14 protein-coding genes are annotated in these 16,252 nt (G+C 63.6%); 4 read left to right on the top strand and 10 right to left on the bottom strand.

Features of this window, described 5'->3' with window-relative positions; translation table 11 throughout:
- Window positions 1–329: 329 nt before the first annotated feature.
- Window positions 330–1,634 (bottom strand): DUF945 family protein, encoded by a 1,305-nt coding sequence (locus RBA40_RS21085; protein ID WP_306649708.1) that lies wholly within the window; start codon window positions 1,632–1,634, stop codon window positions 330–332.
- Between the two features lie 107 nt (window positions 1,635–1,741).
- Window positions 1,742–3,292 (bottom strand): tetratricopeptide repeat protein, encoded by a 1,551-nt coding sequence (locus RBA40_RS21080; RefSeq protein WP_306649707.1) that lies wholly within the window; start codon window positions 3,290–3,292, stop codon window positions 1,742–1,744.
- Window positions 3,293–3,614: 322 nt separating this feature from the next.
- Here RBA40_RS21080 and argJ point away from each other — a divergent pair, with 322 nt between their 5' ends.
- From argJ to RBA40_RS21060, 4 genes are read left to right on the top strand one after another with little or no spacing between them, the layout of a single operon-like run.
- Window positions 3,615–4,853, top strand: coding sequence for a bifunctional glutamate N-acetyltransferase/amino-acid acetyltransferase ArgJ (argJ, locus tag RBA40_RS21075; protein ID WP_306649706.1), 1,239 nt, complete (start codon window positions 3,615–3,617; stop codon window positions 4,851–4,853).
- An 8-nt stretch (window positions 4,854–4,861) separates the two neighbouring features.
- The gene (locus tag RBA40_RS21070; protein ID WP_306649705.1) at window positions 4,862–5,740 is read left to right on the top strand and encodes an ATP-binding protein; all 879 of its coding nucleotides are present in this window, start codon (window positions 4,862–4,864) and stop codon (window positions 5,738–5,740) included.
- A complete protein-coding gene (locus RBA40_RS21065; RefSeq protein ID WP_306623447.1) occupies window positions 5,737–6,147 on the top strand; it encodes an NUDIX domain-containing protein in 411 nt (136 codons plus the stop codon). The genes RBA40_RS21070 and RBA40_RS21065 overlap by 4 nt, the downstream gene beginning before the upstream one ends.
- A 48-nt stretch (window positions 6,148–6,195) precedes the next feature.
- A complete protein-coding gene (locus tag RBA40_RS21060; RefSeq protein WP_306649704.1) occupies window positions 6,196–7,452 on the top strand; it encodes a D-amino acid dehydrogenase in 1,257 nt (418 codons plus the stop codon).
- A gap of 318 nt (window positions 7,453–7,770) precedes the next feature.
- Here the strand turns inward: RBA40_RS21060 and RBA40_RS21055 are convergent, their stop codons facing one another.
- The 8 genes from RBA40_RS21055 to RBA40_RS21020 all read right to left on the bottom strand — a co-directional run bounded on the left by RBA40_RS21055 (window position 7,771) and on the right by RBA40_RS21020 (window position 16,242).
- A complete protein-coding gene (locus RBA40_RS21055) occupies window positions 7,771–8,916 on the bottom strand; it encodes a sensor histidine kinase (RefSeq protein ID WP_306649703.1) in 1,146 nt (381 codons plus the stop codon).
- Between the two features lie 102 nt (window positions 8,917–9,018).
- On the bottom strand, window positions 9,019–9,204 hold the full coding sequence (yacG, locus tag RBA40_RS21050) for a DNA gyrase inhibitor YacG (RefSeq protein WP_099874466.1): 186 nt from the start codon (window positions 9,202–9,204) through the stop codon (window positions 9,019–9,021).
- A gap of 13 nt (window positions 9,205–9,217) precedes the next feature.
- Window positions 9,218–9,973, bottom strand: a complete 756-nt coding sequence (gene zapD, locus RBA40_RS21045) for a cell division protein ZapD (RefSeq protein WP_306649702.1) — start codon at window positions 9,971–9,973, stop codon at window positions 9,218–9,220.
- Between the two features lie 61 nt (window positions 9,974–10,034).
- Window positions 10,035–10,691: a dephospho-CoA kinase gene (gene coaE / locus RBA40_RS21040; protein WP_306649701.1), complete on the bottom strand. Its 657-nt coding sequence runs from the start codon at window positions 10,689–10,691 to the stop codon at window positions 10,035–10,037.
- Window positions 10,692–11,585, bottom strand: a complete 894-nt coding sequence (locus RBA40_RS21035; protein WP_306649700.1) for a prepilin peptidase — start codon at window positions 11,583–11,585, stop codon at window positions 10,692–10,694.
- 199 nt (window positions 11,586–11,784) lie between these two features.
- Window positions 11,785–13,011: a type II secretion system F family protein gene (locus RBA40_RS21030; RefSeq protein WP_306649699.1), complete on the bottom strand. Its 1,227-nt coding sequence runs from the start codon at window positions 13,009–13,011 to the stop codon at window positions 11,785–11,787.
- 11 nt (window positions 13,012–13,022) lie between these two features.
- Window positions 13,023–14,711 (bottom strand): type IV-A pilus assembly ATPase PilB, encoded by a 1,689-nt coding sequence (pilB, locus tag RBA40_RS21025; RefSeq protein WP_306649698.1) that lies wholly within the window; start codon window positions 14,709–14,711, stop codon window positions 13,023–13,025.
- Between the two features lie 250 nt (window positions 14,712–14,961).
- On the bottom strand, window positions 14,962–16,242 hold the full coding sequence (locus RBA40_RS21020) for an HlyC/CorC family transporter (RefSeq protein WP_306649697.1): 1,281 nt from the start codon (window positions 16,240–16,242) through the stop codon (window positions 14,962–14,964).
- Between the last annotated feature and the right edge of the window lie 10 nt (window positions 16,243–16,252).

The following is a 16,252-nucleotide window of genomic DNA, read 5'->3' as shown; positions in this document are numbered from 1 at the left end:
TTTTCGCCGCTGTCGCTGTCTCGGCATGCTTGCTGTTCGCGGTGCTGGGAGGAGTGCTCCCGTTGCGGTCCTCACACACAGACGCGGGGGCGGACGCTCGGCAGGCCGGCCTGCAGTGCCCGGCTAACAGCATGTTGGAAGGAAGCCGGTGCGCGTGCCCGGAAGCGACCAGCTGGACCGGGTCGGAATGCATGCAGGTGTGGTCCAGTTCGGGCCGCAAGGTGGCCGCCGTGGCACCACCGCAGCCGGCGCAGCAGTAGCGTGCTGACGCGCTGACGTAAAGAGAGTGAGGCGGCCATCGGACGACGGCCGCCGCTGATGCTTGCTGCTTATTTGGCGCGGCGCTTGGCCGGCTTTTTGGCGCCAGCCGCCGGCTTCTTGCCGTCCGTCGGCAGGGCGATCGCCTTGCCGTTGACGGTCAGCTTGCCCGCCTTGAATTGAACCATCGATACCAGCACGCCATCGTCCAGGCGCGCATAGCCGTCGGCAGTCGCCTTGTCCACTGCCATGTCGGCCAGGCTCTTGGCGGTCGAGTCCAGCAGCTCCGCCGATGGCGTTTCGCCCTTTTTGGTGGCCTGGTTCTGCGCCACATTGCGCGCGATGGCGGTGACCAGGGCAACCGGCACGCGCATTTCAAAGCGCCCGTCCAGCTTTTTCATCAGGGCGGCGGTCGAGTTGAAGTCCTTGTCGACCGTCTTGCCCAGGGTCAGGTGGCCCTTCATCAGCGCGCGGTGACCGCGGTAGCCTGCACTCATCTCGGTGAGCTCGATCGCCGTGCCGCGTGCCGCCATGCCCTTGGCGAAAGCCTTGAGCTGCGGACCGATAGCGGCCAGGTCCGGCTCGGCGCCCGGCTTGGTCGTCTTTTGCATGGCTTTGCTCAACTGCTCCAACGACATCATATCGAGCTTGGTCATCCGGAACGACATGCGCATGTCGTCGATCTTTTCATCCATGACCGTGATCAGCTTGATGCCGACGTCGCTCCCGATGTCGTAATCCTTGCCGTTCTCGGACACCTCGGAGGTGACCGACAGGCCTTCCATTTTCATGACCACCGGTTTATCCTTGCCGGTCACGTCGATCGACTGGACCTCCGCGCGCGCCGTGCCGAGCCACACATCGTCGTTGTTGCGGCGCTGGCTGCTTTGCAGCGTCATGTCGTTGACGACGACGTCGGCGCTTTTCGCGTTGACCGTGAGGCGTGGCCAGGTGCCGGTGCCCGTCATCGTGCGGCCGGCCTCGTCGGTCACGACGTTGATCTTGAGCGCGTCCCACGACCAGTTCTGCTCGTTCAAATCGGCGTAGCTGTGCGCCGGAAGCGCAATATCGAAGCCGACCATGCCGGCCGCCGCCGGCGCGCGCGTCACGCTGTACGGCCGTGCCGAGCCGAACACGGTTTTCAGTTTCGCGGCGGTCGGCGCCGAGAACTCGAACACCGCCAGCTTGTCGAAAATGGGAATCGGATTGCCCTTGGCCCAATAGAAATTGCGTTCCAGTTCGTCCGCTGCCGCCGCGACGGCCTCGGCCATGTTCGATTCGATCTTGGCCACGGGCGCTTTCGCGGTGGCAGGACGTTCCGCGGCGAAGGCGGGGAAGGAGACCAGCAGGGCTGTGCAGAGGAGAAGTTTTTTCACTGGGTTCATTGATAAATAGTTAATGTTTAACATTATCAAGCAAATGACTTTACTTGTCATCAAGCATTTTTGTGGTTGTGATTAAGCAACAAACCACGCATCAGCTCTCAGTCTGCGGGGAAGGTCGGGGTCTCGAAGCCGTATTCCAGGAACTTTCGTTGCATTTCGGCGACATTGGCGCGCTGGGTTGCGTTCAGTCCGGCCCACGCTCCCGGCAGTACCTTGCGCAGGTAGCGCGCGCCCTTCTCGAAATCCTCGCGCGCCTCGTCCTTGCGGCCCAGCGCTTCGAGCGCCTGGCCGCGCATCCAGTACGCATCCGTATATTCGGGTTGCGCGGGCAGGCCGGCAGTGATGGCGCTGACGGTTTCCTCGTAGCGTTTCAGCGTGAAGAAGGCGCGTGCGAGGTTGTATTGCACCGGCATGCTGACCCAGCCCATGGCACGGTCCAGCTCCTCGGCCTTGTGCAGCGTTTCCAGTTCTTCCTTGTATTCCTTGCGGCCGCGCTGGGCCGCTGCGTGCTGCATCGTTTCCGTGAGCAGCCGCCGCAGGCGCACCTTGCGCGCGGCCGCCTGCTTGCTGTCGAACTGGGGATCGGCCACCGTGCTGGCGGCGCAGCGGGCATGGGTCGCCGCGCCATGCTCGCCCCACGCGCGCAGGTCGATCTGCTGGCCGAGGCGTGCGAGCACGGGCGCCATGGCGCCGACATCGTTTGCCAGGCAGGCGAAATAGGCGTACGCGTTCAGGTTCCACGGGTCCGGATACTGCGCGACCAGGGCCTCGAAGCTGGCGCGCATGGTCGGCCAGTCGGCCTGGCTGACCTCGAAGATTTTTCCCTTGTAGGCCGATTGGTCCATGTACCAGTACAGGCGCGCATACATGGCGCCCTGTTCCTTGCCGCCGACATTGTTCAGGTCTTGCGCGAGCTGCTCGACCGCGTCCGGCGCGCCGCCCCAGTGGGCCATCGAGTATCCGGCGGCCGTGAAATACGCTTCGTGATAGTTGGGATGGCGCGCCATCGCCGCGCCGATTTTTTTCTGGTAGCGCTCTTGCGTGAACTGGCTTGTGAATGGCAACACCTTGAGCATGGCGCGATGCCATTCCGGGTCATCGGCTTTGGCGGCCAGCGCCTGCGTATCCTCCAGCACGCGCATGGCCGCCGCCGAACCCTGGCTCAGATCGCGCCGCTGCTTTTCCGTGAGCGTGTTGTAGTAACCCGACCCGCGGTCCGCTTCGGCGCGCTTGATCAGCATATAGGCCTCGAACAGCCGCGCCGGCACCGACTTGGGATATTGCTTCTGCCACGCTTTCGCCTGACCCTGCACCGTGTCCCAATAGGCCGCTTCGGTGCTCCACTGGCCGAATGCGCGCAGCTGGTTGTAGAACTGCGCCTGTTTCCAGATGCCGCTGGGTGTGCGCTGGCCGGCACCTCGGATCTTCCGATACAGCGCTTCCAGACCCTTGTAATCGCGCGCCTGCAGATAGCGCAGCGTTTCGCTGGCCAGAGCTTCGCGCGCATGCATGTCGGCGCTGCCTTGTACTGCCGTGCCGGCGGGCGGCTGCGGGGCGGCGTGGCTGAGCGCAGGCGCGGCGAGGCAGGCCAGCAGGATGGCAAGGCGGGCCGGCCGGCGCGCGCATGGAATCAGGGTCGGGAAAATCAAGGCGGTCCTTTGGATCGAATATGGTCGGGGCTCTCTCGCGGCGTACGGGAGCTCACGTTGACGATGATACCGGATTGATATTGTTACACATATTGCATAGCCGCCGGCCGTCAGCCGCCGCCATGAGGGCGCCGGCGCAGCACGAAACATGAACCGGCATGGCACCCCTCCGATCCGTCTCCGCCGTGGCACTGCTGCTCGCCTGCGCCGGCCCGCGCCGCTCAAGAGCGTGCGGCGCACGACGCGCCGTGGCAGTTGCATCCCGCATATCGTTTCAAGCGTTACAATAGCGGCTTCCCACTTCACTGCTAGAGAATCCGCCATGGCCGTTAATTCCCCTCTGCCCGTCGCCGCCGACCTGAAGCCCGTCAACGGGATCGAGATCGGTTTTGCCGAAGCCGGCATCAAGAAGCCCAACCGCAAAGATATCCTGGTGATGAAGCTGGCCGACACGGCCACCGTGGCCGGCGTGTTCACCACCAACCGTTTCTGCGCCGCGCCGGTGCAGGTCAGCAAGGCCAACCTGGCGGCCGTGGCCGCGGGCGGGGCGCCGATCCGCGCGCTGGTGGTCAACACCGGCAACGCCAACGCCGGCACCGGCGAGACGGGCCTGGACAGCGCCAACGCCACCTGCGCCGCGCTGGCGCGCCTGCTCGACTGCGAGCCGCACCAGATCCTGCCGTTTTCGACCGGCGTGATTCTCGAGCCGCTGCCGGTTGCCAAAGTTGTCGGCGCGCTGCCGGCCGCCATCGCCAACCTGAAGGCCGACAACTGGTTCAGCGCCGCCGAGGCGATCATGACCACCGATACCCAGCCGAAGGCGGCCTCGCGCACGGTCGACATCTGCGGCCATAGCGTTACCATGACCGGCATCAGCAAGGGCGCCGGCATGATCCGGCCGAACATGGCGACCATGCTGGGCTACCTGGCGATCGACGCCAAGGTTTCGCAAGACGTGCTCAATGAACTGGTCAAGCACGCGGCCGACCATTCGTTCAACTGCATCACCATCGACGGCGACACCTCGACCAACGATTCGTTCATGCTGATCGCCACCGGCACCGGCAGCCTGGCCATTGCCAACACCGATTCGACCGAATACGCCGAACTGAAAACCGCCGTGACCGACATCGCCCGTTCGCTGGCGCAGATGATCATCCGCGACGGCGAAGGCGCCACCAAGTTCATCACCGTCACGGTGGAAGAGGGCGGCAACATGGAAGAGTGCCGCAAGATCGCCTACTCGATCGCCCACTCGCCGCTGGTGAAAACCGCGTTCTTCGCGTCCGACCCGAACCTGGGCCGCATCCTGTGCGCGATCGGCTATGCCGGCGTGGACGACCTGGACGTGACCAAGCTCGATCTGTATCTCGACGACGTGCTGGTGGCGAAAAGCGGCGGGCGCAATCCGGCATACCAGGAAGCCGACGGCCAGCGCGTGATGCAAAAGAGCGAAATCACGGTGCGCGTGCGTTTGGGACGCGGCGCCCACAGCGCCACCGTCTGGACCTGCGACCTGTCGCACGAGTACGTGACCATCAACGCCGACTACCGTTCCTGAGCCGCGCCTTGACGACGCCACTCGAACAGTTCCTGCTGCGCGCCGAAGCGCTGCTGCAGCGGGTCGAGGCGGTGCTGCCGCCCGCGTATCCGCGCGAGCCGGACTGGCGCCTGTCCACCGCTTTCCGCTGGCGCAAGCGCGCCGGCAGCGGCGTGAGCTACCTGCAGCCGGTGCTGCACGCCTCGGGCATCGCGCTGTCGGACCTGCACAACGTCGCGCCGCAAAAGCTGCAGATCGAGCGCAACACGCGCCAGTTCGTGCAGGGACGCCCGGCCAACAACGTGCTGCTGACCGGGGCGCGCGGCACCGGCAAGTCGTCCCTGATCAAGGCGTGCCTGAACCAGTTCGCCGCCGATGGCCTGCGCCTGATCGAAGTCGACAAGGCCGACCTGGCCGAACTGCCCGACATCGTCGACCTGGTGGCCGGGCGTCCGGAGCGCTTCATCATCTTTTGCGACGACCTCTCGTTCGAGGAAGGCGAGGGCGGCTACAAGGCGCTCAAGGTGGCGCTCGACGGCTCCATCGCGGCCCAGTCGGACAATGTGCTGATCTACGCCACCTCGAACCGGCGCCACCTGCTGCCCGAGCGCATGAGCGACAACGCCAGCTACAAGCATGACGGCGACGGCGACCTGCATCCGGGCGAAACGGTGGAAGAGAAGATATCGCTGTCCGAGCGCTTCGGCCTGTGGCTGTCGTTCTATCCGTTCAAGCAGGACGACTACCTCGGCATCGCGGCGCACTGGCTGGCCAGCTACGGCTGCAGCGCCCAGCAGATCGAGCAAAGCCGCCCTGAGGCCCTGCAATGGGCCCTGCAGCGCGGTTCGCGTTCGGGCCGGGTGGCGTGGCAGTTCGCCAGGGATTACGCGGGAAAGCTGCCTCAATGAGCGATAAGACTGGAAAGAAGCCGATCGATGTCGCGGTCGGCATTTTAATGAAGCCCAATGGCGACGTGCTGCTTGGCCAGCGTCCCGCCGGCAAACCGTACGACGGCTATTGGGAATTCCCGGGTGGGAAAGTAGAAACCGGCGAAGCCATACTCGACGCGCTCAAACGCGAATTCGTCGAGGAGCTTGGCGTTCATATCCTGAGCGCGAGCCAATGGTGCGGGGTGGAGCACGTGTACGAACACGCGCATGTACGCCTGCACTTCTTTATCAGCCGCGAATGGCGCGGCGAGCCGCAAAGCCTGGAAGGCCAGGCCTTTGCGTGGCAGGGCGTGGTCGGCGTGTCGCCGCTGCTGCCGGCCACCATTCCGCTGCTCGAATGGCTCGACCAGCTGCGCTATCCGTAGCGACGTTCTTTTTCCGCCCTTACGCCATAACGCACCGCAAGGAAGTTCGTGAAAATTATTGTCTTGGGCAGTGGCGTGGTGGGTACCACGTCGGCTTATTTTCTGGCCAAAGCCGGGCATGAAGTGACCGTCATCGAGCGCCAGGGCGGCGCCGCGCTGGAAACGAGTTTCGCCAACGCCGGCGAAGTCTCGTCGGGCATGGCCGCGCCGTGGGCCGCGCCGGGCATTCCGATGAAGGCGCTGCGCTGGCTGGCCATGAAACGCAGTCCGCTGGTGATCCGTCCCTCGTTCGATCCGCGCATGTGGCGCTGGCTGTTCCAGATGCTGGGCAACTGCAATCCGGCCAGCTACGCCGTCAACAAGAGCCGCATGGTGCGCCTGGCCGAGTACAGCCGCGATTCGCTGATCGCGCTGCGCAAGGAAACCGGCATCGCCTACGACCACCGCAGCAAGGGCACCTTGCAGGTATTTCGCAATCCGCGCCAGCTCGACGAAGCGCTGGAAGACATCGCAGTGCTCAAGCGTTATGGCGTGCCGTACGCCCTGCTCGATCCCGCCGGCTGCGAAGTGGTCGAACCGGCGCTGGCGCGGGTGCGCGGCAAGATCGTCGGCGGCCTGCACCTGCCCGGCGACGAGACCGGCGACTGCTTCAAGTTCACCCAGGCGCTGGCGCAGATGGCGCTCGGCGAGGGCGTCGTTTTCCGCAATAACGTGGAGATCCGGCGCCTCGTGACCGACGGCGACGCGATCAGCGCCGTCGACACCTCGCAAGGAGAGCTCAGGGCCGATGCCTTCGTGATGGCGATGGGGAGCTATTCGCCGCTGATGCTGGCGCCTTTGGGAATCCGGATACCGGTGTATCCGGTCAAGGGCTATTCGATCACGCTGCCGATCGTCGATGCGGCCAGCGCGCCCGAGTCGACCATCATGGAAGAGACGTACAAGGTCGGCATCACGCGCCTCGGTGACCGCATCCGGGTAGGGGGCACGGCCGAAATCGCCGGTTACGACCTGCGCCTGCACGCTTCGCGCCGCGCCACGCTGGTGCATGCGGTAAGCGAGTTGTTTCCGGGCGGGGGCGATGTGGACAAGGCCACCTTCTGGTGCGGCCTGCGTCCGATGACGCCGGACGGCACGCCGGTGATCGGGCCGACACCGTATCGCAACCTGTTTCTCAATACCGGGCACGGAACGCTGGGGTGGACCATGTCGTGCGGTTCGGCGCGGGTGCTGGCCGATATGGTGTCGGGACGGGCGCCGGACATCGATACCGAAGGCTTGCTGATGACGCGCTACGGGCGCTGACGAGGCTTACTTCGAAACCGGGGCACTTGCAGCGCCGCCTTTGCGTCGCCATCGTCGCCACCGCACGGCTCCCGGCGCCGTCGGGCGCAATCCCTCGCCACCCACCGTCGGCCCCTACCGTCGGCCCGCCAGCGTCGGCCCGCCAGCGTCGCCCCCGCGAAGGCGGGGGCCCAAGTTTTCTGCTCAGTTGCTGGCTACAGTGCGAACTTGGGCCCCCGCCTTCGCGCGGGCGACGTTAGTGGTGGCGGTCGTAGTGGTGGTGTTGGTAGTGGTGGTGTTGGTAGTGGTGGGGGGAGAGCCAGCTCCCGGCGCGGAGAATCAGCCCTCGGCGCTCTTCGGCGCGCGCGGCAAGTGCGCTGTAAAGGTGGTGCCGCAATCCTCGCTGGACGTCACCGTCAGGGTGCCGCCATGCGCCGCGGCGATTTCGCGTGCGACAAACAAACCCAGTCCCAGGCTGGTGCGCGGCCGTTCCTCGGCTTCGCCGTCGCCCGGCAGCTGGATCAGCGGACTGAAAATGCTTTCGAGCGACGCCGGCGGAATCACCGGGCCGTCATTCGTCACGGCCACCGTCACCGCCTCCGGATGGGCACGCGCCTCGATCCGTACGGCCGCGCCGCGCGTGCCGTACTGGGCAGCGTTGACCATCAGGTTGGTCAGCAGCTGGTGCAGGCGCACGGCATCGTACAGTCCGCCCAGCGCTTCATCGGCATCGATCTCGAAACGCGTGGCCGGATGGGTGGCATGGGCGTCGGCCAGCGCCGCGCGGCACACATCGCCCACATCGACCTCGCGCAGCTGGGTCGGCATGCCGCCGCCAAGCTGGGTGCGGGTGTAGCCGATCAGGTCGTCCACCATGCTGCTCATCAGGCGCGCACCGCGCTTGACCCGGGCGCCGATCTCGCCAGCCTGGGTGGCATCGACCTGCGTGCGGGTCAGCAGGTCGCCCGCCATCGACATGCTCGACAGCGGCGCGCGCAGGTCGTGCCCGAGGATGGCCAGGAACAGCTCGCGCATGTGGTCGGCGCGCGCCGAGTAGGTCACCACCGATTCGGCCAGGGCCTGGTCGATGGCTTCGTTAAAACGCACCATTTCGTCGGCGGCGTCGGACGTCATGCGGCTCACCTGCGGCAGCCACAGGCGCAGCACGGTGGCGCGCAGGGCGCGAAATTCCGCACTGAGCTGGAGCAGGGAAAAATTGCTGGCCTGGCGCAGCGCGCCGTGGATCGAGGCCGCGCTTTCGCCCTCGATGGTGTCGGGCGCGAGGCCCTGCGACTTGGCGATCTGCTGTTCCGGATTCTGGAACGTTTCGATGTCGAGCGCGATCGCCTGCAGGATCTGGCGCGCGTGGTCGCGCAGCGCCAGGTCGGTCATCTGGCTCGCGGCCGGCAGCAAGGTCTGGGCGAATGCCTGCCACTCCGTCAGGATTTCTTCCATGCGCTCATTGATGAAACGGTCGAGTCTCATTGCACTGTCCGTGACATTGACATGGTGTTGCATCCTTTACATGATGGGCGGTGAGTCATTGTAAGCGTTTTTGCAGCGCCACGGCGAAGGACGAACGCAGCGCTACTGGGGCAGGTTGTCGTCGTCGAGCAAGGGGTCGGATGGGGCGGCGCCGGGAATGGTGTATTTTTCTTCGGCCCAGGCGCCCAGGTCGATCTGTTTGCAGCGTTCGGAGCAAAACGGGCGGAACTTGTTCGCCTCGATCCATTCGACTTTCTTGGCGCAGGTGGGGCAGGTAACGACGGTCATGGCAACATGGGATCTAAAAATTACAGAGCGTGAGCTCGAACGGGACATCTTCTTCCAGCGGCTTGGGCTTCAAATCCCCGCCCTGCGTGGTAAAGCGTACCCACAACATGTATTTGTTGGCGGAAATCTCGGGAATCGCCCCCATCGCTTCATCCATGGTCAGGCGCAGCATCTGGTAGACCTTGCCTTGCAGCATTTGCTGATAGCTGCCGGCGTTGGCGATCATCTTGACCGGGCCGCCCGAATCGCGCAGCAGGCGCAGCACCAGGGCCAGGGCGTCGAACAGGGGCGCCAGCGGGGCGAACCAGTTGACGATATCGTTGAAGCGCTGCTCGGCCGGGCGCTTTTGCCAGGCGTAGTAGGACGGCAGGTCGAATTCGCAGGCTCCGCCGGGAATGATGGTGCGGCCGCGGATGCTCATCAGCCATTCATTGTCGCGCACGTTCTGGCCGGTCTTGCCCTGGGCCGCGACCAGCGCGCTGCTGACGGTTTCGACCTCGGCGAGGACGGCGTCGAGCATGTCGGCCGCGACGTTTGGATTGGACCGGTAGCTCAGCAAGCTTTGCTTCTGGCGTTCGAGTTCCTGCAGCAGGTCGGACTTGAGATCGGCGCGGCCGGCGACTTCGAGCATGTCGAAGATGGTGGCCAGGGCGACGTGATGCTGCATTGCATGTTCCTGGTGCACAAAGAACTTGAACTTCTCATACAGGTCTTCCAGCCGCAACAACGTGCGTATGCGCTCGTTGAAAGGGTATTCGTAGACGATCAAAATGACATCCCTTTACATGGCAGGAGAAGAATCCCGTGATTCTGAACCAAGCGACGCAAAATTACAAACGCTGCACCGGGAATAGTGCCATTCTCTCGGAAAATGCAATATATTTAGCATGCAATAGAGCAATTTGACGGTCCAACGCCTCCAGGCTGCCATCGTTGGTGAGCACATCGTCGGCCGCCGCCAGCCGTTCGGCGCGGCTGGCCTGGCTGGCCATGATGGCGCGCACCTGGGCTTCGCTCATGGCGTTGCGGCGCATCACGCGCGCAATTTGTAGTTCCTCAGGGCAATCGATGACCAGCACGCGCGCCACCCGCTCGCGCCAGCCGCCGGACTCGATCAGCAGCGGCACCACGTAGATCAGGTAGGCGCCGCTGGCCACGGCGGCGGCGGCAGCGGTGGCGGCGCGGATGCGCGGGTGCAGGATCGCTTCCAGGCGCGCCTTGGCGGCCGGGTCGGAAAACACCAGTTCGCGCATGCGCACGCGCTCGAGCGCGCCGTCGGGGTTGACGAATGCCGGGCCGAACTCGTGCAGGATGGCATCCATGGCGGCGCCGCCGGGAACGGTCAGCGCATGCGCGATGAGGTCGGTATCGATGATGCTCGCGCCCAGCGCCGCGAAGCGGTCCGAGACGGCCGTCTTGCCGCAGCCGATGCCGCCGGTCAGGCCGACGCTGAACTTGCCGGCATCAGGGGCGGGCGCGCTGTTCACTCAGCTCACCAACTGCTTGAGGATGATCTCGGTGATGGCGCCGATCGGTTTGCCCCACACCATCACGATGAAGCCGGCCGCGGCCAGGTAAGGACCGAAAGGAATCTTGACATTGCGCGCGCGCCCGCCGAACACGATGAGGCAAATGCCGACCACCGAGCCGACCGCCGACGAAATCAGGATGACGCTCGGCAGCACGCTCCAGCCCATCCAGGCGCCCAGTCCGGCCAGCAGCTTGAAGTCGCCATGGCCCATGCCGACTTGCCCGCGCACCTTCTCGTACAGCGTGGCTACCGACCACAGCGACAGGTAGCCGACCGCCGCGCCGATGACGGCGTCCTGCAGCGGCACGAAGCTGCCATTGATATTCATCAGCAGGCCGATCCACAGCAGCGGATAGGTCAGTTCGTCGGGCAGCAGCTGGGTATCGGCGTCGATGAAGGTCATCGACAGCAGCAGGTAGCCGAACACCAGGGTAGCCAGGCCCGCATAGCCGCTGCCGAAGTGCCATATCAGCCCGGCCGACATCAGCCCGGTCACCAGTTCGATGATCGGATAGCGGGGCGAAATTTTGGCCTTGCAGCCTTTGCACTTGCCGCCCAACACCAGATAACTGATGACGGGGATGTTTTCCAGCGCGCCGATCTTGTGGCCGCAGTGCGGGCAGGCCGAGCGCGGCGCCCACAGGTTGAATGTATCGGTGTGCACCTTGCGGGTGCCGCAGCCGCAGCCGTATTCGCCGGCCAGGTAGTCGTTGTATTCGCGGTCCAGGATCTTGGGGAGGCGGTAGATGACGACATTCAGAAAGCTGCCGATCAGCAGGCCGAACAGGCCGGCGGCGAGGGCCGGGCCCAGGGAGCCGGGGACGGCGAACAAGAGTGTTTCCGGTAGCATGATGCTCCAAGGTAAGAATTGATCGCGGCAGTCTGCTGCACCGCTCTATTTTAGGGCTTGCGCCCGCTTTGGGGTACCGGGGGCCGGCACCGGTGCGCGGCGGGCACCAAAAAAATCGCAGCAGGCGCTTGCCGGCGGGGCAAGCGGCTGCTGCGGCGCTGTTGCTGCAGGCGGGCGGCGCGTGGCCGCCCATCCCTTGTTACACCACCGCGCCCAGTTTGAAGATCGGCAGGTACATGGCGACGACCAGGCCGCCGATGAGCACGCCCAAAATCACCATGATCAGCGGTTCCATCAGCGACGCCAGGGTCGCGACGGCCTCGTCGACTTCATCTTCGAAGAAGCCGGCGACCTTGCCCAGCATCGCATCGAGCGCGCCCGATTCTTCGCCGATGGCGACCATCTGGGTCACGATCGGCGGGAATACATTGGCGTTCTGCATCGCCGCGGTCAGGCTGGTACCGGTGCTCACCTCGTTCTGGATGCGCTTGGTCGCTTCCAGGTACAGGGCATTGCCGGCCGCGCCGCCGACCGAGTCGAGCGCTTCGACCAGCGGCACGCCGGCCGCGAACATGGTGGCCAGGGTCCGGGTCCAGCGCGCAATGGCCGCCTTGCGGATCACGCTGCCGAAAATCGGCGCCTTGAGCAGGGCCAGGTCCATGAAGCGCTGCATCTTGGCCGAACGCTGCCAGGCTTGGAAGAAGAAGTACAGGCCGGCGAACAGGGTGCCGAAAATCGCCCACCAGTACGAGACGAAGAAGTCGGAAATGTCCATCACGATCACGGTCGGGGTCGGCAGGTTGGCGCCGAAGCTGGAAAATACCGATTTGAACGCGGGTACCACCCAGATCATGATCACGGCGGTGACGATGAAGGCGATGCCCAGGATCGACACCGGATACATCAGCGCCGACTTGATCTTGGCCTTGATGGCCAGGGTTTTTTCCTTGTAGATCGCCAGACGCGTGAGCAAGTCTTCCAGAATACCGGCCTGTTCGCCGGCGCCGACCAGATTACAGAACAGCGGGTCGAAGTAGAGCGGGTACTTGCGGAAAGCATTGTTCAGGCTGGTACCGGTCTCGATGTCCGAGCGCAGGTCGAGAATCAGCTTGGCCATCGATGGATTCGCGTGGCCCTTGCTGACGATGTCGAACGATTGCAGCAGCGGCACGCCGGCCTTCATCATCGTGGCCAGCTGGCGCGTGAACAGGGAAATATCCTTGTCCGTGATCTTCTTGCCGCTGCGATAAGTCTTTTTCTTTACCTTGGTCACCATGACACCCTGGCGCCGCAAGGTCACATTGACCACGGCTTCGCCGCCGGCGCGCAGTTCGCCGCGCACGGTCTTGCCGGTCTTGTCCTTGCCTTCCCAGGCGTAGACCGACTCCTTGACGGCGGCGGCGGTTTTAGATTGAGCGAGTGCCATACTGTATTTTCCTATTCGTTGGTGCAGCCAAGAACTTCTTCAAGGCTGGTCAAGCCTTGCTTTACTTTCATCAGGCCGGAACGGCGCAGGGATTTGACGCCTTCCAGCTCCGATTGCGCGGCAATTTCCATCGAATTGCCGTGCGCCAGAATGATTTTTTCGATCGCCGAGGTGATCGGCATGATCTGGTAGATGCCGACCCGGCCCTTGTAACCGCCGCCCAGGCAACGGTCGCAGCCGACCGGACCGTAAGGCTTCCAGCCGCCTTCCAGTTCCTCTTCCCGAAAGCCCGCCGCGAGCATGATTTCGCGGCTGGTGTCCACCGGCTTCTTGCAGGTGCACAGGCGCCGCGCCAGGCGCTGCGCCGTGATCATGATCACCGACGAGGCGATGTTAAACGGCGCCACGCCCATGTTCATCAGGCGCGTCAGGGTCGATGGCGCATCGTTGGTGTGCAGGGTCGAGAACACCATGTGGCCGGTCTGGGCGGCCTTGATGGCGATGTCGGCCGTCTCCAGGTCGCGAATCTCGCCGACCATGATGATGTCCGGATCCTGGCGCAGGAAGGACTTGAGCGCGACCGGAAAGGTCAGGCCGGAGCGTTCGTTGATGTTGACCTGGTTCACGCCCGGCAAGTTAATCTCGGCCGGGTCTTCCGCCGTCGAAATGTTAATGCCCGGCTTGTTGATCACGTTCAGGCAGGTGTACAGCGACACCGTCTTGCCCGAACCGGTTGGGCCGGTCACCAGCACCATGCCGTACGGGCGCTGGATCGCTTCGAGCAGCAATTCCTTCTGGTCCGGATCGTAGCCGAGCGCATCGATGCCCATCTGGGCCTGCGTGGCGTCCAGAATCCGCATGACGGTCTTTTCGCCGAACAGGGTGGGGCAGGTGCTGACCCGGAAGTCGATCGCCTTGGTGGGCGAGAGGATCAGGCGCATGCGGCCATCCTGCGGCACGCGCTTTTCGGAAATGTCGAGCTTGGAGAGCACCTTGATGCGCGAAACCAGCTTGTCGCGGATGGTGATCGGCGGCTGGGCGTGTTCTTTCAGCATGCCATCGACGCGCAGGCGGATGCGGTAAAACTTTTCGAACGGTTCGAAGTGGATATCGGACGCGCCGAGGTTGATCGCGTCCATCAGGATCTTGTTGAGGAACTTGACGATCGGCGCATCTTCGATATCGGCGGCCGCGGCCTGGTCGACCACGGCGGGCGTATCGTCCTCGCCGAACTGGATGTCTTCCTGGTCGCCGACCATGTCGTTCAGATTCTGTTCGGCGTTGCGTCCCAGGCTGGCCAGCAGGGCCAGCAGGGCGTCGTGCAGCACGATCACCGGCTCGACCGACGCTTCGCTCTGGAATTTGATCTGGTCGAGGGCCTGGATATTGGTCGGGTCGGAAATGGCGACCGACATCTTGTTGCCGCGCTTGGCCAGGGCGATCACGCGCTGGGTCTGCATCAACTTGCCGTCGATGGCATTCGGCGGCAGGGCCTCGATATTAAAGCTCTGCAAATCCATCAGCGGGTAGCCGAAGGTTTCCGCGCAAAAGGCGGCCAGGGTGCGCGCGTCGAAGGTACCCGTGAGCAGCAGGGTATCGATGAACGGACTCTTGTCGGCCAGCGACTTCTTGTGCAGCGTATCGGCTTGCTGCGCACTGAGGCGGCCAGCCTGCATCAGGGCGCGGGCCAGGCCCGGCATGGGCGTTCCGGGGGTCGTATTGGGGAGGACTGCAGCCATATGCGCGCTTGCTTTAAATAGTACGGAGAACGACAAAGCGCCGTCCAGTGGTGACTGTTGCGGCGAACTGCCTTGGATCATGCCTCCGAGCATCACATTTGTAAAGTGTTTGCTGCATGGGGGAGGCAACCATACCACGTAGCCAAAATGGAACGTTCAGTTGTAATCTGGAACTTGTATGGCTGAACTGAAATTGTTAGTGACAGTCTGATTAGTACGCCGGCGGGCGAGTCAGCTTGACGACCTTGATTGCCTGGTCTTTGACCTGGATGACTTCGATCACAACATTGCCGATTTTCAGGCTGATCGGGGCGTCCGGAATCTCTTGCAATTGTTCCAGCATCAGGCCGTTGACGGTCTTGGGGCCGTCCAGCGGAAAGGCCAGGCCGAGCCGCTTATTGATCTCGCGCAGGGGCGCCGTGCCTTCGAGCAGGCATTCGCCGCGCGCATCCCAGCAAACGCTGTCGCCGCGCGCCGCGCCGGGCACCGAGGTGGTGAAATCGCCAATCATTTCCTCGATGATATCGTCGAGGGTGACCAGGCCTTGTACTTCACCATACTCGTCGACAATGATCCCCAGGCGTTCCTTGTTTTCCTGAAAATATTGCAACTGAGTAAAGACGCTCGTATCCTGGGGAATAAAATAGGGTGTTGTTAAAAGTTCACGAAAATGGGCGATGCTCAATTCGTCTTCTTCGTTGAGCAGGGCCACCGCGTGGCGCACGTGCAGGATGCCGATGATGCGGTTGATCTCGCCTTCATACACCGGCAGCTTGTTGTGGTAGCAAGTCGTCAGTTGGGCCTTGAGCTCGGCCACCGGCACGGCCAGGTTGAGGGCCTCGATCTGGGAACGCGGGGTCATGATGTCTTCGATCGAAACGGTTTCCAGATCGAACAGGTTGAGCAGGATGCTTTTGTGTTTCTGCGGAATGAAATTGCCGCTTTCGAGCACGATGGCGCGCAATTCTTCCGGCGAAACGCGGTGCTGCGCCGCGCCGTCGGCCGGCTTGACGCGCAGGATCTTCAAAAACAGGCGCACGAACAGGTTGACGAACCAGATCAGCGGCTTGGACACGGCCATCATCGGCCTGAGCAGGGTGCTGGCCACCAGCGAAATGGTTTCCGGATAGGTGGCGCCGATGAACTTGGGCGCGATTTCGGCGAACACGATCAGCACGAACACCAGGAGCGCGATGGCGATCGCGATGACGCTCTCTTCATAGCCGAACAGCAAGATCGCGATCGCGGTCGCCAGCACCGTCGCCATGGCGTTGACCAGGGTATTGGCGATCAGGATCAGCGAGAGCAGCTTGTCGGTGCGCTCGAGCAGCCACAAGGTGGTGATGGCGCCGCGGTGGCCGCGCTTGGCCAGGCTGCGCAGGCGGAATTTGTTGGCGGCCATGAGCGCCGTTTCCGCCATGGCGAAAAAGGCTGAACACAGGATCAGGAAGACAAGCGCGGCGACGAGCACCCAGGGCGACACGGTATCCAAGGGTCAGCGT

Source organism: Massilia pseudoviolaceinigra, assembly GCF_030846505.1.
Classification (GTDB): domain Bacteria; phylum Pseudomonadota; class Gammaproteobacteria; order Burkholderiales; family Burkholderiaceae_D; genus Telluria_A; species Telluria_A violaceinigra.
The sequence above is the reverse complement of the archived record's forward strand: the minus strand, read 5'-3'. Positions and strand labels throughout refer to the sequence as shown.